The organism is Variovorax sp. PDC80, from assembly GCF_900115375.1.
Taxonomy (GTDB): Bacteria; Pseudomonadota; Gammaproteobacteria; order Burkholderiales; family Burkholderiaceae_C; genus Variovorax.
This window is the reverse complement of sequence record NZ_FOWG01000009.1, coordinates 51,635-70,535: the sequence shown is the minus strand read 5'-3', so window position 1 is coordinate 70,535 and position 18,901 is coordinate 51,635. Positions and strand designations below refer to the sequence as shown.

The 18,901-nt window shown below is 71.5% G+C and carries 16 protein-coding genes; 14 read left to right on the top strand and 2 right to left on the bottom strand.

From position 1 onward, the window contains the following. Positions 1–23 precede the first annotated feature (23 nt). Genes BM109_RS24690 through BM109_RS24675 form a run of 4 tightly spaced genes read left to right on the top strand, consistent with a single transcriptional unit; the run spans position 24 to position 2,955 of the window. Positions 24–1,016, top strand: coding sequence for a beta propeller repeat protein (locus BM109_RS24690; protein WP_093348566.1), 993 nt, complete (start codon positions 24–26; stop codon positions 1,014–1,016). 6 nt (positions 1,017–1,022) lie between these two features. Next, positions 1,023–1,550: a hypothetical protein gene (locus tag BM109_RS24685; protein WP_093348563.1), complete on the top strand. Its 528-nt coding sequence runs from the start codon at positions 1,023–1,025 to the stop codon at positions 1,548–1,550. After that, entirely contained in the window at positions 1,547–1,843 is a 297-nt protein-coding gene (locus BM109_RS24680; protein ID WP_093348561.1) for a sulfurtransferase TusA family protein, read from the top strand. Before BM109_RS24685 ends, BM109_RS24680 begins: the two co-directional genes overlap by 4 nt. A gap of 2 nt (positions 1,844–1,845) precedes the next feature. Further along, positions 1,846–2,955 carry a DUF2169 family type VI secretion system accessory protein gene (locus BM109_RS24675; protein ID WP_093348558.1) on the top strand — a complete coding sequence of 370 codons (1,110 nt, stop codon included), beginning with the start codon at positions 1,846–1,848 and terminating at the stop codon, positions 2,953–2,955. On the opposite strand, the gene opgC is transcribed toward BM109_RS24675, so the two are convergent. Continuing rightward, positions 2,952–4,094 (bottom strand): OpgC domain-containing protein, encoded by a 1,143-nt coding sequence (gene opgC / locus BM109_RS24670; RefSeq protein WP_093348555.1) that lies wholly within the window; start codon positions 4,092–4,094, stop codon positions 2,952–2,954. The genes BM109_RS24675 and opgC overlap by 4 nt on opposite strands. 448 nt (positions 4,095–4,542) lie before the next feature. Between opgC and BM109_RS24665 the strand changes: the two genes are divergently transcribed. From BM109_RS24665 to BM109_RS24645, 5 genes are all read left to right on the top strand, one after another. Further along, positions 4,543–10,560 (top strand): alpha-2-macroglobulin family protein, encoded by a 6,018-nt coding sequence (locus BM109_RS24665; RefSeq protein ID WP_093348553.1) that lies wholly within the window; start codon positions 4,543–4,545, stop codon positions 10,558–10,560. A 104-nt stretch (positions 10,561–10,664) separates the two neighbouring features. Beyond that, positions 10,665–11,426, top strand: coding sequence for a hypothetical protein (locus tag BM109_RS24660; protein ID WP_057596396.1), 762 nt, complete (start codon positions 10,665–10,667; stop codon positions 11,424–11,426). Between the two features lie 70 nt (positions 11,427–11,496). Then, complete coding sequence (locus BM109_RS24655) at positions 11,497–11,844, top strand: NIPSNAP family protein (protein ID WP_093348550.1); 348 nt, start codon at positions 11,497–11,499, stop codon at positions 11,842–11,844. A gap of 139 nt (positions 11,845–11,983) precedes the next feature. Continuing rightward, complete coding sequence (locus tag BM109_RS24650) at positions 11,984–12,346, top strand: nuclear transport factor 2 family protein (RefSeq protein WP_093349261.1); 363 nt, start codon at positions 11,984–11,986, stop codon at positions 12,344–12,346. Between the two features lie 4 nt (positions 12,347–12,350). After that, positions 12,351–12,782 (top strand): GNAT family N-acetyltransferase, encoded by a 432-nt coding sequence (locus BM109_RS24645; RefSeq protein WP_093348547.1) that lies wholly within the window; start codon positions 12,351–12,353, stop codon positions 12,780–12,782. Positions 12,783–12,788: 6 nt separating this feature from the next. Here BM109_RS24645 and BM109_RS24640 read toward each other — a convergent pair whose 3' ends face one another. After that, positions 12,789–13,817, bottom strand: a complete 1,029-nt coding sequence (locus BM109_RS24640; protein WP_093348544.1) for a LacI family DNA-binding transcriptional regulator — start codon at positions 13,815–13,817, stop codon at positions 12,789–12,791. Positions 13,818–13,886: 69 nt separating this feature from the next. On the opposite strand from BM109_RS24640, the gene BM109_RS24635 reads away from it, so the two are divergent. From BM109_RS24635 to BM109_RS24615, 5 genes are read left to right on the top strand one after another with little or no spacing between them, the layout of a single operon-like run. After that, positions 13,887–14,708, top strand: coding sequence for an SDR family NAD(P)-dependent oxidoreductase (locus BM109_RS24635; protein ID WP_093348542.1), 822 nt, complete (start codon positions 13,887–13,889; stop codon positions 14,706–14,708). 38 nt (positions 14,709–14,746) lie between these two features. After that, positions 14,747–15,724, top strand: coding sequence for a tripartite tricarboxylate transporter substrate binding protein (locus BM109_RS24630; protein WP_256222758.1), 978 nt, complete (start codon positions 14,747–14,749; stop codon positions 15,722–15,724). Between the two features lie 4 nt (positions 15,725–15,728). Further along, the gene (locus BM109_RS24625) at positions 15,729–17,285 is read left to right on the top strand and encodes a class I adenylate-forming enzyme family protein (protein WP_093348539.1); all 1,557 of its coding nucleotides are present in this window, start codon (positions 15,729–15,731) and stop codon (positions 17,283–17,285) included. Beyond that, positions 17,282–18,016, top strand: a complete 735-nt coding sequence (locus BM109_RS24620; RefSeq protein ID WP_093348537.1) for an SDR family oxidoreductase — start codon at positions 17,282–17,284, stop codon at positions 18,014–18,016. The genes BM109_RS24625 and BM109_RS24620 overlap by 4 nt, the downstream gene beginning before the upstream one ends. A gap of 11 nt (positions 18,017–18,027) precedes the next feature. Then, on the top strand, positions 18,028–18,813 hold the full coding sequence (locus BM109_RS24615; protein ID WP_093348535.1) for a citryl-CoA lyase: 786 nt from the start codon (positions 18,028–18,030) through the stop codon (positions 18,811–18,813). The last annotated feature ends 88 nt before the right edge of the window (positions 18,814–18,901 follow it).

Sequence of the window (18,901 nt, the reverse complement as noted above, 5' to 3'; positions counted from 1 at the left end):
ACGAGAAAGCACCGAGCACGACGATGACGCCCCTGACCCAACCCGACCGGATACGGCTGCAGATCGAGGCCGCGGCGCCGCGCGGACGCGACGAGCTCTTCCTGGCCTGCTCCAACGCCGACGCGCGCTTCGAGGGCTTCGCGCGCCTGTGCCAGTACCGCGCGGGCCACGATCCGCTCTGGCGCTCCACCGACCTGCCGGCCACGGTCGTCGACGGCCTCTTCTTCTCGCCCTCGCCCGGCGACTCCGGCGCGGCCGCGGCCTTCGTCTTCCTCACCGAGGAAGGCGACGTGATGCAGCTGCCGCCCGGCGGCGAGGCCATGACCGAGCGCATCGAAGGCGCCGGCCTGTGGAGCGACGACTCCGAAGGCTGGGGCAGCATGATCGCGCTGGCCCAGATCGGCGGGCGGCTCCATGCCTGCGGCGGCGGCGGCCAGATCTATCGCCGGACGAAGCCGGGGGCCTGGGAACACATGGACACCGGGCTGCTGCGCGAGAAGGGCGAGAAGAAGAGCATCAGCTTCAAGACGATCGCCGGCGCGAACGAGCAGGAGGTCTACGCGGGCGGCTGGTTCCAGAACGTGAACGACGGCGTGCTGTATTGCGGCGACGGCCGGCGCCCGTGGAAAGCCGTCGCCAGCGGCATGCCGGCCATCTCGCGCATCCATGTCGAGCGCGAGGACTCGGTCTGGGCCTGCGGCCGCGGTGGCACGCTGCTGCACGGCAACCACGTCGACGGCTTCCAGGACGTCTCGGCGCTCGACGACACGCGCGCCTATGTCGACGTGACGAGCTACGACGGCCAGATCTTCCTGGCCACCGAGACCGGCCTCTACCTGCATGCCAACGGCGCGACGCACCGCATCCGCACCCGGCTCGACCCCGAGTACGAGGACGGCCACCTGCTGCGCGTGGTCGACGGCGTGCTCTGGTCGATCGGCTACGCCGACATCGCGCGCTTCGACGGCACGGCCTGGGAGCGCATCCCCTTCCCCGGCAATCCGCCGATCCGCTGAGGCGCCATGGCCTTGTGGAAGCGCGAGATCGACTGGATGAACGAGGCCGCGCAGCGCATCGGCTGCTGCGGCATCGCCGAGTGGCTGGCCGGCTTCGCGGCCTGGGCGCAGCTCGCGCCCACCGGATGCCCGCCGGCCGGGCTCGCGGCCCGGGCCGACTACGCGAGCGCGTCGAATGGCCTGCGGGTGGCGCTGGTCCATCCCTTCGCCGATCGCGTCGCCCAGGCCGACCCGCAGGCCTGGGTGCTCTACGACCTGCAGCTCGATGCCGCCGCGCTGCCGCTGCCCTTCGGCCTCGACGCGCGCGGCGAAACGCCGCCGGGCGCGCGCCGCAAGCTCTCGGCCGACACCGCCTTCGGCCGCCCGATCGACCTGCGCGACGGCAACCACCGCATCGTCCACTACCTGCCCGACGGCCGCGTGGTGGGCGTGATCTTCAAGCCGGCGATGGTCGGCATCGAGGGGCTGCACCTGCAGCGCCTCGGGGCCATGCCGGACTTCCGCACGCTGGCGACGCAGGGCGCCACGCCATGAGCGATCCGCACGCCGCCTTCCTGCCGGCCCGGCCCGCGCCCACCGCGGACTGCATCGACGACAGCCACGGCCCGGCCCTGCGCATCGACACCCGCGGCACGCATTGCCCGCAGCCCATGCTGCGGCTGCGCAAGGCGATCGCGCGCAGCGCGCCGGGCCAGTTGCTGGTGCTCGCGGTCGACGATCCCGTGGCCTTCGAGAGCCTGGCCGACGCCCTGCCCGCGCTGCCGGTCCAGCTGCTGGGCAGCCAGCGCGACGGCGCCTGCCGCATCTACACGCTGCTGCGACGCTGAGCATGGCGCCCGACCTCGACAACCACACGCCCTTTTCCGCGCTCGCCTTCTCCCAGTTCCACCGCGACGGCACCGACATGGCCGTGCTCGCGGTGCGCGGCAGCTTCCACCTGGTGCCGGGCCAGCCGCTCGCGCTGGCGCCGCGCCAGGCCGCGCTGGAACTGGCCGACCGCTACGACGGCGACCTGGCCGAGGGCCTGCTGGTGCGCTGCTGCGACCTCGTGCCGCACAAGCCGGCGGCCGATCTCACGATCCTCGGCACGGGCTGGGCGCCGCGCGGCGAGGCGGCCGCGTCGTGGCTCGTGGGCGCGCGGCTGGGACGGCTCGAGAAGCTGGTGCGCGTGCATGGGCCGAGGCGCTGGTGCCCCGTTCGGCGCGATCCGCCCGAGGACGATGAGAAGCGCGAAGCCGACTGGACGCTGTCGGCACCGCAGCCCGCGCGCGCCGTGCCGCTGGCCTGGCGCGAGGCCTTCGGCGGCCCGGTCCCCGGCAGCGCGCCCCCGGACGTGCACCGCGCCAATCCGCTGGGCCGCGGCATCGTCGATGCCGCGCATTGCGACGCCGCGGCCGAGTGGCCCGCGCCCGCGATCGAGGATCCCGCCGACCCGATCGCCGACTGGCGCCGCCACGACCACGTGCCGCAGGGCTTCGCGCCGCTGCCGCCGGTGTGGCGCCCGCGCCAGCGGCATGCGGGCCGCTACGACGACGACTGGCTCGCGCGCAAGCATCCGCTGCTGCCCGACGACTTCGACTACCGCTTCTACCAGTACGCCGCGCCGGGCCTGGTGCACGAGGCGCCGCTCGCGGGCGACGAGGAGCTGCAGCTGCTGCACATGCATCCCGACCATGCGCACGTGCAGGTCTGGCTGCCCGGCGTGCGGCTGAGCACGACCGTGCAGCGCGAGGACGGAAAGTCCGAGAGCGTGCCGCTGATGCTCGACGGCGTGCATGTCGACCTGCGCGGCGGCCTCGCGCAGGTGTTCCTGACCTGGCGCTGCTGGGTGCCCAAGCGCGAGGGCATCGCCCACATGGCGCTGCACGCGGTGGACCCCGACGCCCTGCTCGCCGCGGCGAGCCGGTCGGCGAGGCATGAACCGTTGACGGGGTACTAGGCTCGGGCAGGTTCCGTCGGCACCTCGTCCGCCGGCGGCGGCACGTCGGCGCCGCGCGAGACGCGCGCCACCAGGTACATGCCCGTGAACACCGCCGCCAGCAGCAGCGCGTCGCCCCACCAGGGCCGTGCGGTCTGGCTGTCGCCGTAGAAGGCCAGCACCAGCAGCACGGCCACCAGGTGGGCGCAGAACACCGGCAGCGAGGCCGAGCCCATGGCCTCGAGCCAGCCCAGGCGCGGCAGCTTGCGCATCAGCCAGGGACCGAAGCGCACCGCGAGGACGCCCAGCGCCACCAGGTTCACGAGCCGCAGCGGCCCGAGCAGCCATTTGTCGAACAGCAGGTTGCGCTCCACGTCGCCACCGAACGGCGCCTGGCCGTTGATGCCGGTGTGGCGCCAGTAGAAGCAGTAGAGCGCCACGCCCGCCGCCAGCACCAGCAGCCAGGCCGGAAAGCGCAGCGGCCGCATGCCCGGCGCATTGCGGCTGGCGCCGATGGCCAGCCCCGAGAACCAGAGGAACTGCCAGGCGTAGGTGTTGAAGGCGCCCATCTCGTGGTACGGCACCGGCAGGCCCAGGTGGCGCACCGCCAGCCCGTAGACCCATTCGCTGAAGCCGAACTGCGCCGCCGCCCACAGCGCCGCGCTCACCGCCATCACCGGCAGCCAGCCGTGGCGCATCGCGAAGGCCAGCACCCAGGGGCTCATGAGCATGAAAAAGATGTACATCGGCAGGATGTCGAGCAGCGCCGGCTCGTACACCAGCAGCAGCCCGTAGAGGAAGCCGTCGCGCGGCGCCGCCAGGTAGTAGGAGACCAGGTTCTTCACCGCCGGCTGGTCGATGTGCAGGCCCACGCCGGTGATCACGGTGAACAGGAACAGCAGGGTGGCCGCATGACAGAGGTAGACCTTGACCACGCGGCGCCAGAACGCGCTGCGCATCGACTCGACCCCGCGCACATGGCCGATGCGGCTGTAGACCAGGCCCGCGACGAAGGCCGACAGCAGCACGAATCCCTCGGCCGCCGAGACGAAGCCGAAGGGCTGGCCCAGCGGGTCTGTCAGCCGTGTCGGCAGGTGGGTGACGGTCATCAGCACGAGCATCAGCCCGCGCAAGGCGTCGATTTCCCAGTAGCGTTTCATCGGTTGGCGGCGGTTTCCTGACTTCGTCCGCGCGACGCTCGCCCGGGGTGAGCGATTGTAAGAACGTGTTCATGGTCTTTTCATAGTGCCCGTTGCCCCGCAAAGCTGGCAGGTGCAAGGCGCAAAGCGCAGCCGGGCTGGTGGCCCGGCGAGCATTTGCAACGCCGCAGATGCCAGCTTTGCGGGGCAACCCTTCGGGCAAGGCAGCAAAACGCCGCACTCGTCGTTGCGCACCTTGTCCAGGCATCAGCCTGGACGGCGGCGCGCGCCTAGATTGCGGCGTTTTGCTGCCTTGCGGGCACTATGAAAAGACCATGAACACGTTCTGGAAGGGGCGACTTCGCAGGGCCAGCCCGGCTGGCCTATGACGGACGGCACTGCCGTGGCGCCATGCAAATCGGCTACCCTCGTGCGCTGTCCTCAGGAGGAGTTAGTTGTGAACAGTTCGATGAGTGCGCGATCCCTCTGGCTGGCCATCGGCGCGGCGGCACTGGCCGCCCCCGCGTTCGCGCTGCAGATCACCAGCCTCACGCCCCAGGGCGAGGTCTCGCGCGTGCGGCAGGTGGTCGCCAAGTTCGACCAGGCCGCGGTCAACTTCGGCGATCCCAAGGCACCGGCCCCGCTGTCCGTGAGCTGTACCGACGCGCAGGCCGGCAAGGGCCAGGGCCGCTGGACCGACGCCAAGCAGTGGGTCTACGACTTCGAGAACGACCTGCCGCCCGGCGTGCGCTGCACGATCAGCCGCATCGCCTCGTTCAAGCCCGCCAGCGGCGAGCTGACCGGCCCCGAGCGCTACCAGTTCTCCACCGGCGGTCCCTTCATCCGCGACTTCGAGCCTGGCAGCTACGCCAAGATCGACGAGCAGCAGATGTTCATGCTCGAGCTCAACGGCCCGGCCACGCTCGACAGCGTGCGCGAGAACGTCTGGTGCGCGGCCGACGGCGTCGGTGAGCGCGTGCCCGTGAAGCTGATCGAAGGCGCCCAGCGCACCGAGCTGCTCAAGGCCCATGGCCGCGACAAGGCCGCCGCCAAGACGCCGCTGCGCTTCGTCACCCTGCAGTGCAACCGCACGCTGACGCCCGGCAGCAAGCTGCAGATCGTCTACGGCAAGGGCGTGGCCACGCCCTCGGGCATCGCCAACAGCGTCGAGCGCCGGCTGAGCTTCACGGTGCGCGAGCCCTTCGCCGTCTCCTTCACCTGCGAGCGCGAGAACGCGCAGGCCGCCTGCCTGCCGCTGCGCCCGATGACGTTGCAGTTCAACGCGCCGGTCACGCGCAAGGTGGCCGCGGCGATCCAGCTCAAGGGCGGCGGCAAGACGCTTTCGCCCAAGTTCGACGACGAGGGCTCGGCCCAGAACGCCGACGACGTGGTGAGCTCGATCGAGTTCGCGCCGCCGCTGGCCGAGAGCACCTCCTTCAGCATCGAGCTGCCCTCGAAGTTCGAGGACGCCTCGGGCCGGCCGCTGGCCTCGCCCGACAGCTTCCCGCTAAAGGTAGCGACCGGCGCCATGCCGCCGCTGGCCAAGTTCGCGGCCTCGCCCTTCGGCGTGATCGAGCGCCTGGCCGAGCCCGACACCCCGGCCATGATGCCGGTGACGGTGCGCCGCGTGGAGCCGCAGCTGATGGTGCAGGCGCTCACGCCCGGCAAGGTCAGCGACATCAACCCGAAGACCGACGCCGAGATCATCGAGTGGCTGCGCAAGGTGCGCCGCTATGACAGCTACACGATCGCGCGCACCGAGGCCCGCAAGGACCTGCGCACGCCGCTGCCGCCGGTGCTCGACAGCAGCGACAAGAGCTACGTGCAGACCCGCACGCTGTCGCTGCTCTCGGGCCAGCCGGGCGTGAAGTCGCTCGACATGCCCAAGGCCGAGAGCGGCGACCCGCGCCCCTTCGAGGTCATCGGCATCCCGCTGACGCCGGGCTTCCACGTGCTGGAGATCGCCTCGCAGAAGCTCGGCGACGCGCTGCTCGACGAACGCCTGGGCGCCAACCGCACGATGTACGTGCGCACCAGCGCGCTGGCCACCAACCTGGCCGTGCACTTCAAGCTGGGCCGCGAGAACTCCATGGCCTGGGTCACCACGCTCGACAAGGGCAAGGTGGTGGCGGGTGCGCAGGTGCGCGTGTCCGACTGCCGCGGCAAGGCCGTGGCCTCGGGCACCACCGGCGCCGACGGCACCGTGATGCTCGAGGGCGTGCCCTCGAAGGCGCCCAACTGCAACGGCGAGGACGAGTACGGCGAGGGCTTCTGGTTCGTCAGCGCGCGCGCCAAGGACGAGAAGGGCGTGGAAGACCTCGCCTTCACGCAGAGCGACTGGCAGCGCGGCATCGAGCCCTGGCGCTTCAACGTGCCCACCAGCCTGCAGCCCGAGCCCGACCGCATCGCCCACACCATCTTCGACCGCACGCTGCTGCGCGCCGGCGAGACGGTGTCGATGAAGAGCCTGATCCGCACCCAGACCCGCAAGGGCTTCGGCCTGCCCGACGGCACGCCGGACACGCTGGTCATCACCCACCAGGGCAGCGGCCAGCAGTTCACCCAGCCGCTGGCCTGGCGCAAGACCGCCACCGGCGGCCTGAGCGCCGAGAACAGCTTCGCCATTCCGGCCGCGGCCAAGCTCGGCGTGTACGAGGTGCAGCTGCGCAGCGGCGGTGCGAAGAAGAACAACAACGAGAGCGACGACGAGGAGGACGGCGGCGGCCGCAGCTTCGCGACCGGCATCTTCCGCGTCGAGGAATTCCGCCTGCCGGTGCTCGAGGGCCGTATCGCGCCCAGCGACAAGAAGCCGCTGGTGGCGGCCACGGCCGTGCCCACCGACGTGCAGATCAACTACGTGGCCGGCGGCGGCGCGGCCAACCTGCCGGTGCGCGTGTCGGCCATGGTGCGCGGCAAGAGCCTGAGCTTCTCCGACTACGACGCCTTCAGCTTCAGCCCGCCGCGGCCGGTGGAGGCCGCGGGCCTGCAGGCGGCCACCGCGGCCGGCCCCGAGGCCACGGGCGGCGAGGAGGACTTGAACAGCGTCAGCGACACCCGCGTGATCGCCGACAAGCTGCCGCTCACGCTCAACAAGGACGGCGCCGGCAAGCTCACGATCGACAAGGTGCCCAAGGTGAAGGCCGCGCGCGAGCTGCTGCTGGAAGCCACCTACGCCGACCCGAACGGCGAGGTGCAGACCATCCGCAGCACGCAGACGCTGTGGCCCGCGGGCGTGATCGCCGGCATCAAGACCGAGGGCTGGGTCTCGACCGCGCAGAAGGTCAAGTTCCAGGCGCTCGCGCTCGACCTCGCGGGCAAGCCCCAGGCCGGCGTGACGCTCAACGTGCGCGCCGTGGCGCGCATCACCACCACCAGCCGCAAGCGCATGGTGGGCGGCTTCTACACCTACGACAACAAGACCGAGACCAAGGACATCGGCACCGTCTGCAGCGGCAAGAGCGACGCGCGCGGCCTGCTGCTGTGCGAGACCGAGCTCAAGGACGCCGGCGAGGTGGAGCTGGTCGCCAGCGCCACCGACAGCGAGGGCCGCGATGCCCGCGCCGCCAGCTCGGTCTACGTGACCAGGCAGGGCGAGCTGTGGTTCGGCGGCGAGGACAACGACCGCATCGACGTGCTGCCCGAGAAGAAGAGCTACCAGCCCGGCGAGATCGCCAAGTTCCAGGTGCGCAGCCCGTTCCGCTTCGCGACCGCGCTGGTGTCGGTCGAGCGCGAGGGCGTGATCGAAACGCACGTGGTGCAGCTCAACGGCCAGGACCCGACGGTCACGCTGCAGGTCAAGCCCGAGTGGGGCCCGAACGCCTATGTGAGCGTGCTCGCGCTACGCGGTCGGCTGCGCGAGGTGCCGTGGTACAGCTTCTTCAGCTGGGGCTGGAAGGCGCCGCGCGAATGGTGGACCGCCTTCTGGTACGAGGGCAAGGAGTACGTGGCGCCGACCGCCATGGTCGACCTCAGCAAGCCCGCCTACCGCCTCGGCATGGCCGAGATCCGCGTCGGCACGCGCGCCCACCAGCTCGACGTGACGGTGGCCAGCGACAAGCCCAGCTACCCGGTGCGCGGCAAGGCGCAGGTCACGATCACCGCCAAGCTGCCCGACGGCAAGCCGGCCGCCGGCGCCGAGGTGGCGCTGGCCGCGGTCGACCAGGCGCTGCTCGAGCTGATGCCCAACGACAGCTGGGACCTGCTCAACGCGATGCTGCAGCGGCGCAGCTGGGGTGTCAGCACCTCGACCGCGCAAATGGAGATCGTCGGCCGGCGCCACTACGGGCGCAAGGCCGTGCCCGCGGGCGGCGGCGGCGGCAAGGGCCAGACGCGCGAGCTGCTCGAGACCCTGCTGATCTGGAACCCGCGCGTGGTGCTCGACGCCAACGGCCAGGCCGTGGTGACGGTGCCGCTCAACGACGCGCTGACCACCTTCAAGATCGTGGCGGTGGCCGACTCGGGCACCGACCTGTTCGGCACCGGCCAGGCCAGCATCCAGGCCACGCAGGACCTGCAGATCATCAGCGGCCTGCCGCCGCTGGTGCGCGAGGACGACCAGTTCCGCGCCCAGATCACGCTGCGCAACACCACGCAGAAGGCGATGAAGGTGGAAGCCACGCCGCGCGCCACCCTGCTCACCCTGCAGCCGCAGACGGTGGACATCCCCGCCGGCGAGGCGCGCGAGGTGGCCTGGAACGTGACCGCGCCGGCGCAGCTCGCGCAGACGCGCGCCGAGGCGATCCTGTGGGAGATCGAGGCCAAGGACACGCTGGGCGGCGCGCGCGACGCGCTCAAGGTGCGCCAGCGCATCGTGCCCTCGGTGCCGCTCACGGTGCAGCAGGCCACGCTGGTGCAGGTCGACGGCCCGTTCACCATCGACGTGGCGCCACCGGCCGACGCCCTGCCCGGCCGCGGCGGCCTGAAGCTGTCGCTGCAGCCCAAGCTGGCCGAAGGCCTGCCGGGCGTGCGCGACTGGTTCGCCAACTACCCCTTCATCTGCCTCGAGCAGAAGACCAGCAAGTCGGTCGGCCTGCGCGACGCGAAGATGTGGCAGGGCGTGCTCGCGCAGCTGCCCACCTACCTCGACAGCGACGGCCTGGCGAGCTACTTCCCGCCGCGCGACGGCGAGGCCAACGGCGGCAGCGACATCCTGACCTCGTACCTGCTGGCGGCCACGAACGAAGCGGCTTCGCTCGACCCCGCCTTCGCGCTCGCCGACGACGTGCGCGCACCGATGGAAGCCGGCCTGATCGCCTTCGTCGAGGGCCGCCTCACGCGCGACTTCTGGAGTCCGCGCAAGGACCTGGACGTGCGCAAGCTGGCCGCGCTCGAGGCCCTGTCGCGCTACGGCAAGGCCTCGGGCGCCATGCTGGGCAGCATCACCATCGCGCCGAACCAGTGGCCCACCAGCGCGGTGATCGACTGGCTCAACATCCTGAAGCGCGTGCAGGACGTGCCGCAGCGCCAGCAGCGCATGGACGAGGCCAACAACGTGCTCAAGGCGCGGCTGTCCTACCAGGGCACCAAGCTGATCTTCAGCACCGAGCGCGACGACTACTGGTGGTGGCTGATGACCAACGGCGACGTCAACACCGCGCGCCTGCTGCTGACCGTGATGGACGACCCGGCCTGGAAGGATGACATCGGCAAGCTCGCCAACGGCTTCATCGGCCGGCAGCAGAACGGCGCCTGGCACACCACCACCGCCAACCTCTGGGGCGGGCTGGCGCTCGAGAAGTTCAGCAAGGTGTTCGAGAGCACGCCGGTGGCCGGCATCACCGCCGCCACCCTGGGCGCGGCCAAGGCGCAGGTCGACTGGAGCAAGGTCGAGCGCGTGAAGGCCAGCGATCCGGGCGGCGCGCCGAACCAGACCACCTTCTTCGGCGCCCCGGCCTCGCCGGGCAACCTGCGCAACAACGGCATGTTCCTGCCCTGGGCCGCGTCGCCCGGCGGCGCGCCGGTGCGCGACACCCTGCTCGTGACCCAGCAGGGCACGGGCAAGCCCTGGCTCACGATGCAGTCGATCGCGGCGGTGCAGCTCAAGGCGCCGTTCGCGGCCGGCTATGCGATCAAGAAGACCGTGACACCGGTCGAGCAGGCGGTGGCCGGCAAGTACACGCGCGGCGACGTGCTGCGCGTGAGCCTGGAGGTCAACGCCAGCGCCGACATGACCTGGGTCGTCATCAGCGACCCGGTGCCCGGCGGCGCCACCATCCTCGGCAGCGGCCTGGGCCGCGACTCGCAGATCGCCACCCAGGGCGAGAAGAAGTCGGGCGCCGGCTGGCCGGCCTTCGAGGAACGCAGCTTCGAGGCCTTCCGCAGCTACTACCAGTACCTGCCCAAGGGCGTGGTGAAGATGGAGTACACGGTGCGCCTGAACAACGTCGGCGACTTCGCGCTGCCGCCGAGCCGCGTCGAGGCGATGTACGCGCCCGAGATGTTCGGCGAGGTGCCGAACGAGCGCATCAAGGTCGAAGCGGCGCGCTGAAGCCGCCCGCGCGGATGACGGCTCGGCGCAACGCGCGGCCGGCCGTCATCCCGCCTTCATCTGGGTTCGTCACCATCGCCGCCACGAACCACGAGGAGTGATCCATGGGCCTGGCCATCTGCGTCGGCATGCTTGCCGAGCTGCTCGAAGACGACCCCGAGGGCGCCGAGGCGTTCGAGGAGGACCTGGCGGAAGTCAACCGCGTGCTGGCGGCTGCCGGCCTGCCGCCGCACACCGAGCCGCGCGAGGCGATCGAGTTCGACTCGCGCGCCTCGATCGAGAGCTTCCCCTACTCCTTCATCCACTACCTGCGCCGCGCCTACGCGCACCGCGTGCTCGCGCCCGACTGGGTGGCGACGCCGCTGGCCGACGACGTCGATCCCACGGCCGACCCGAAGATCCAGACCCTGCTCGACAGCGAGGACAGCCACCTGCTGTGCCACTCGGATGCCGAGGGCTTCTACGTGCCGGTGGACTTCAAGGAAGTGCTGTTCGACGAGCGCGACGAGGACGATGAAGCCGAGGAAGAGGACGAGGAAGAGGACGACGAGGACGTCGACCTCTCGCGCGGCCCCGAGGAAGACGACATCGAGGACGAGGAAGAGGACGAGGAGGACGACGAAGCCCTGGGCCTGCCCGGCGGCATGCTCGGCTCCTCGTACCGCCTGCTCGAGGAACTGGTCTACGTGGCGCCCGCGCTCGGCATCCACCTGAACAACGGCAAGCTCGGCGACGAGGAGGCCGAGCGCATCGACGCGCTGATCGAGGACGACAACGGCCTCTACCGCGAGTACGCGGCCTGGCTGCTGCTGTACGAGGCGGCGCGGCTGAGCATCGCGCACCGCACGGCGATCGTGTTCTGCTGAAGCACGCCGCGCTGGCTCGCCGGCGCGGCACGCGGTACAACGGTGGCCGGCATCCAGGAAGGACCTCTTCATGACCCGGCGACTGCTCGAAATCCGCACCTACCGCCTCAAGCCCGGCACCCTCGAGGCCTTCCACGAGGCCATGCACGCGCGCGCCGTGCCCATGCTGCGCGCCAGGGGCATGGACGTGGTGAGCTACGGCCGCGGCGACCACGAGGAAGAGAGCTACCACCTCGTGCGCGCCTATGCGAGCCGCGAGGCGCTCGAGGCCGAGCAGTCGGCCTTCTACGGCTCGACCGAATGGCGCGAGGGCCCGCGCGCCGCGCTGGTGGACCGCATCGAGACCTACCTCAACACGCTGCTCTGGGCCTCGGAGGAGGCGGTGGACAGCATGCGCGCGCTCAACGCGCCGGACTGAGTCCGGCCCGGCGCGCTTGTCGTTCCCGGTCTTTCCCGATGGGCGCCGCGCGGCCGGCGGCCTACACTGACTCCAGCCGTTCCCATTCCCCCCAACCCCGTTGCTGCGATCCGCAGAAAGGCCGCTACCCATGACCACGATGGACACGATGGAAATCGCCAACACGCTCGTCGAGCTGTGCCGCCAGGGCGCCTACGAAGAGGCGCTGACGCTCTATGCGAGCGACGCGGTGAGCGTCGAGGCCGGCGGCCCGCCCGACATGGCACGCGAGGTGCGCGGCATCGAGGCGATCCGCGGCAAGGGGGAATGGTGGACCTCGAACCACGAGGTGCACGGCATGATCGTCGCGGGCCCGTGGCCGCACGACGACCGCTTCATCGTCGGCTTCAAGATCGACGCCACCTTCAAGACCAGCGGCGAGCGCTTCACCATGGAGGAGATGGCGCTCTACACGGTGGAAGACGGCAAGATCGTGCGCGAGGAATTCTTCTACGCCGCCTGAGCCCATGGCCCTCGAGTGGCGCCACGCGATCGACGCTGTCGACTGGGACGAGCTGTCGCGGCTCTACGAGATCGCGCCGCTGGGCCACAAGCCGCCCGAGAGCCTCAAGCAGGTGTACGCCGCCAGCCTCTTCAAGTGCCTGGTCTATGAAGACGGCCGGCTGGTCGGCGCGGGCCGCGCGCTGGCCGACGGCCTCGACTGCTCCTACATCTGCGACGTGGCGGTGCACCCCGAGCGCCAGGGCACCGGCCTGGGCCGCGAGATCGTCGCCCAACTGGTCGAGCGCTCGCGCGGCCACAAGAAGATCATCCTGTACGCGGTGGCCGGCAAGGAGCCGTTCTATCGCAAGCTCGGTTTCCGCCGCATGAAGACCGCGATGGCGATCTTCCGCGACGAGCCGCTGGCCATCGCGCGCGGCCTGGTCGAAGAGGACTGAGGCCGTTCAGCGCGCGGGCGCCGCGCACGAGGCGCCGATGGTGAGCGCCAGCGGCACGTGCACGCTGCGCCGCGCCTCGGGCGCGCGCCCTTCCACCCGCTCGAGCATCAGTTCGGCCGCGGCATGCGCGGCGCCCTCGATGTCGAAGCGCAAGGTGGTCAGCGGCGGGTCCATCAGCGCGAAGGCGTCGTCGGTGCCGATGCCCACCACCGACAGCTGCGCCGGGATGCGCAGGCCGCGCTCGCGCGCGCTGCGCAGCGCGCCCGACAGCAGCCGCGTGCCGAGCGCGATCAGCGCGGTGGGCGGCGCCGCGAGCGCGAGCATCGCGTCCATCTGGGCGGCCGAGGACTCGATGGCCGAGCTCAGCATGCACACCAGCGCCTCGTCGTAACCGATGTCCGCGCGCCGCAGGCCGTCGCGGTAGCCGAGCAGCTTCTCGCGCCCGGGCCGGATCGCGGGATTGGGGCCGAACAGCGCGATGCGCCGGTGGCCCAGCGACACCAGGTAGTCAACCGCCGTGGCCACGCCCTGGCGGTGGTCCTGGCAGACCGCGTCGGCCTCGAAGCCGGTCTCGCGGTCGAGCACCACCAGCGGCAGCTTGCAGCGCGCGAAGGCGTCCTGCGCCGCGGGCAGGTCCTCCCGGCTCGGCGAGACGAACACGCCCTCGAGCCGGCGGTTCTCGAACAGGTGCAGCAGCTGCGCCTCGCGCTGCGGCTGGTCGAAGGTGCTGCCGACCAGCACCGAGAAGCCCTCGGACTGCAGCCGGGCCTCGACCGCCGCGAAGAAGGCCGAGAGGAAGGGATTGGCCATGTTCGAGACCATGAAGCCGATCGCCTTGCTGCGCCCGGTCTTCAGGTGCCGCGCGCTGAAGTTCGGTACGTAGCCGATGCCCTGCGCGGCTTTCTCGACGCGCTTGCGCACCTCGGCGCTGACGTAGCCGCTGTGGTTGAGCACGCGCGAGACGGTGGCCACCGAGGTCTCGGCGGCGCGCGCCACGTCGCGCAGCGAGACCGCCTGGCTGGGCGCTCGGCTCATAGTTTTCCCTTATGCAAACGTTCCATGGATTGCGGCCTCCCGGGCGCTCACTTTAACCTTGGAATCGATATGGAAACGTTCTCAGAAACAAGGCGAGATTTCGCCGGTCGCACGGTGCTGGTGGTGGGTGGCGGCCAGGCCGCCGGCGGCGATCCTCAGCTCGTGGGCAACGGCCGCGCGATCTGCCTGCGGCTCGCGCAGCGCGGCGCGCGCGTGGTGTGCGCCGACCGCGACCTCGAGGCCGCGCGGCACACGGTGGCCGCGCTCGAGGCGCAGGCGCCCGGTGCGCAGCATGTGGCCCTGGCCGCCGACATCGGCGACCCGGCCCAGGTGCGCGCGCTGTTCGCCACGCTGGCCGAGGGCGGCATCGTGCTCGACGCGCTGGTGCTCAACGCCGGCATCAGCGACCGCCGGCCGCTGGCCGAGGTCACCCCCGAGAGCTGGGACGCGATCCTCGGCGTGAACCTGCGCGGCCACCTGCTGTGCGCGCAGGCGGCGCTGCCCGCCATGCGCAGCGGCGGCGCGATCGTGTTCGTCTCCTCTCTCGCCGCCCTGATGCCCGCGGGCCGCAACCCGGCCTACGAGAGCTCGAAGGCCGCGCTCTCGGCGCTGTGCCGCGCGGTCGCGCTCGAGGGCCATGGACGCGACATCCGCGCCAACATCGTGCGCGCGGGCCTGATCGACACGCCCATGGGCCGCGCCGCCAGCGCCGCGCGCCCGGGCCGCGCGAGCGGGCCGCTGCCCTTCGGCCGCCAGGGCAGCGCCTGGGACATCGCCAACGCCGCCTGCTTCCTGCTCTCGGACGAAGCCGCCTACGTCAATGCCGCCGAGCTGCCAGTGGACGGCGGCCTGCGCCACGGCATCGCGCGCGCACCCGGCGCCGCGGCCTGAGCCCCTTTTCTTTTTCTTCCCGATTCCGGAGACAAGCCTTGAAACGACGTTCCCTCCTGGGCGCCGGCGCCCTCGCGCTGGCCGCCCTCGCCACCGGCGCCATGGCGCAGACACCCGCCTGGCCCGCCAAGCCGCTGCGCCTGGTCGTGCCCTTCCCGCCCGGCGGCGCGGCCGACCTGTTCGCGCGCCTCGTGGGCACCGAGCTCGCGCAGGCGCTGGGCCAGCCGGTGATCGTGGACAACCGTCCCGGCGCCGGCGGCAACATCGGCGCGCGCGAGGTCGCCAACGCGCCGGCCGACGGCTACACGCTGATGCTCGGCACCGTCGGCACGCACGCCATCAATCCCACGCTCTACGGCAACCTGCCCTACGACACGCGCAAGGCCTTCGTGCCGGTGGCGATGGTGGGCTCGGTGCCCAACGTGCTGGTGGTGAATCCCGCGCTGCCGGCCAAGACCGTGGCCGAGCTCACGGCGCTCGCGAAGCGCTCGCCGGGCAAGCTCACGATGGGCTCCTCGGGCAACGGCAGCAGCATCCACCTGTCGGGCGAGCTCTACAAGCACCTCGCGCACGTGAGCATCCTGCACGTGCCCTACCGCGGCGGCGCGGCCGCGCTGACCGACCTGATCGGCGGCCAGATCGACCTGATGTTCGACAACCTGCCGACCTCGCTGCCGCACATCGCCAAGGGCTCGCTGCGCGCGCTGGCCGTGACCGGCGCGCAGCGCTCGCCGCTGCTGCCCGAGGTGCCGACCATGGCCGAGGCCGGCCTCGCGGGCTACGAGTCCACCGCCTGGTCGGGCCTGTTCGTGCCCGCCGGCGTGCCCGCGCCGGTGGTGGCGCGGCTGCACGACGAGGTCGACAAGGCGCTGCGCAGCGAGCGCGTGAAGGCGCGCTACCGCGACCTCGGTGCCGACATCCTGCCGATGCCGCAGCCGGCCTTCGACCAGTTCGTGCGCAAGGAGTACGACAAGTGGGCCGAGATCGTGCGCGTCTCGGGCGCGAAGGCGGAGTGAGCGGATGCGGCCGATCGATTTCCTGCTGCGCGCCGCGCGCCGCCATCCCGACAAGATCGCGCTCTCGGGCCCCGAGGGCGCACTGAGCTACGCCGGGCTGCTGGCCCACACCGAGGCGCTGGCCGCCGCGTTCCAGGCGCTGGTGCCCGATCCGCGCGGGCGCATCGCGATCTGCGCGGGCAACCACCTCGCGCACGTGGTGTCGCTGTTCGCGACCCTGCTCGCGGGCCGGATCTGGGTGCCGCTCAATCCGCGCGCCGGCGCCGACGAGCTGTGCCGCATCGTCGACTTCACCGAGGCCGCGCTGGTGATCGCCGAACACGAGCAGGCGCCCAAGCTCGAGGCCACCGGCGCGCCGCGCATCGTCTACCGGCCGGGCGCGCTCGGCACGGCGCCCACCGCTTGCGAACTCTCGGCGCTGCTGGCCGCGCACGCGGGCAGCCGGCCCGCGCCGGTGCGCCACGACCTGGCCGAGATCCAGGCGATCAAGTTCACTGGCGGCACCACCGGCGCGCCCAAGGGCGTGATGCAGAGCTACCGCGCGTGGAACACGACCATCGTCTCGATCATGCAGGCGATGAAGCTCGACGCCGACGAGCGCTACCTCGCGGTGGCCTCGATCACGCACGGCACCTCGACCTTCCTGCTGCCGGTGCTCGGCAGCGGCGGCACGGTGCTGCTGCCGCGCTCGACGAAGCCGCGCGAGGTGCTCGACCAGCTCGAGCACGACCGGGTGACCGCGGTGTTCATGCCGCCCACGCTGATCTACAGCCTGCTCGAGGACCCGACCGCGCGCGGGCGCGACTGGCGCGCGCTGCGCCACTTCGTCTATGCGGCGGCGCCGATGCGCAGCGCGAAGATCGTGGAGGCGCAGCAGGTGTTCGGCCATGTCGAGACCGGCTACGGCCAGACCGAGGCGCCGGCCATCATCTCCTACATGCCGGTGGAGGACGCGCTCGATCCGCGCAACCTCGAGTCGGTGGGCCGCGCCGCGCTGATGACCGAGGTCGCGATCATGGACCCGTCCGGCGCGCTGCTGCCGCCGGGCCAGGGCGGCGAGGTGGTGGTGCGCGGCGACCTCGTGATGTCGGGCTACTGGAAGCAGCCCGAGAAGACCGCCGAGGCCTTCCACGACGGCTGGCTGCGCACCGGCGACGGCGGCTACCTCGACGAGCGCGGCTTCCTGTTCCTCAAGGACCGCATCCGCGACCTGATCATCACCGGCGGCTTCAACGTCTACCCGACCGACGTGGAGAACGTGCTGGGGCGCCATCCCGCCGTCTACGACTGCGTGGTGATCGGCGTCGACGACGACAAGTGGGGCGAGGCCGTGCATGCCGCGGTGCAGCTGCGCGAGGGCGCGGCCTGCGAGGCCGCCGAGCTCGTCGCCTGGGTGCGCGAGCGGCTCGATCCCGTCAAGACGCCGAAGGCGGTGCACTTCTTCGACGCGCTGCCGCGCACCGCGAACGGCAAGGCCTCGAAGAAGGACGCACGCATCGAAGTGCTGCGGCGCATGGGCGCCGGCAGCGAGACCTCCCCACCGCATCACGCCACGCCATGAATTCCACGCCAAGCACCGACCGCCACGCCCTCGTCACCGGGGGCTCCTCGGGCATCGGCCTGGCGATCTGCCGCCGCCTCATCGAGAGCGGCTGGCAGGTCACCAGCCTCGACCTCCAGCCGCCGCCCGACGCGCGCAGCGGCGCGCACCTGCGCGTGGACATGGGCGACCGCGAGGCGCTCGCCGCCGCGCTCGCCGAAGCCTGCGGCCGCCACCGCTTCACCGGCCTGGTGAACAACGTGGCCGCGATCCGCCCGGCGCCGCTCGAGACCACCTCGCTCGACGACTTCGACCTGCAGATCGGCGTGACCGCGCGCGCCGCGCTGCAGTGCGTGCAGGCCGTGCTGCCCGCGATGCGCGCGGCCGGCGGCGGGCGCATCGTCAACATCACGAGCCGCGCCGCGCTCGGCAAGGAGCTGCGCAGCGGCTACTCGGCCGCCAAGGGCGCGCTCAACGCGCTCACGCGCACCTGGGCGCTCGAGCTCGCGGCGCAGGGCATCACGGTCAACGCGGTGGCGCCGGGTCCGATCGCCACCGAGGCCTTCAAGGCCGCGAACCCGGCCGACAGCCCGCGCACGCGGCGCATCGCCGAAGGAATTCCGGTGCAGCGCTTCGGCGAGCCCGCCGAGGTGGCGCACGCGGTCGATGCCTTCATGCACCCGATGGCCTCGTTCATGACGGGCCAGGTGCTCTATGTCTGCGGCGGCATCACCGTGGGCCTGGCGGGCTGAGGGGGTCAACGATGACGATCAGGACCGAGATCGGCTACACGACCCCCGACGCGATCCATGTGCGCGGCCTGAACCTCGCCACCGAGATCATCGGCAAGCTCGACTTCGTCGAGATGCTGTGGCTGCTCGCGATGGCGCGGCTGCCCGAGCCGCGCGAGAAGGCCATGGTCAACATGCTGCTGGTGACCGCGGCCGACCACGGCCTCACGCCGAGCGCGATCGCCGCGCGCATGACCTGGCTCGGCGCGCCCGAGTCGCTGCAGGGCGCGGTGGCCGCGGGCCTGCTGGGCGCGGGCTCGAACTTCCTCGGCACGGTGCAGAACGTCAGCGAGATGCTGCTCGCGGCCGCCGCGGGCCTCACCGACGACGCGAGCGATGCCGAGCTGCGCGAACGCGCGGCCACGCTGGTGCGCGAGCGCCGGCAGGCGAAGCGCAGCATCCCGGGCATCGGGCATCCGATCCATGTCGACGGCGATCCGCGCGTGCCGACGCTCATGGCCGTGTCGAAGGCCAACGGCTACTTCGGGCGCCACTGGCGGCTCGCGCTCGCGCTGGTCGAGGTGCTGCGCGAGGACCATGGCCGCCACCTGCCGCTCAACGCGGCCGGCGCCAACGGCGCGGTGCTCGCCGACATGGGCCTCGACCCGCTGCTGGGCCGCGGCCTCGCGCTGGTCGGGCGCGCGGCCGGGCTGGTCGCGCATGTCTGCGAGGAATCGCGCGCGCCGACCGGGCAGCAGCTCTGGGACCTGGTGCTGCGGCAGGACCCGCGCAACGTGCTGCCCGCCGAGAAGCATTGAGAAACGGGCCGTCGTTACGCGCGTTACGGCGGTGACGCGGCGGGCGCCGCCGCGCGTTGCCGCGGCGCCCGCGCGCTTCGAAGATGCG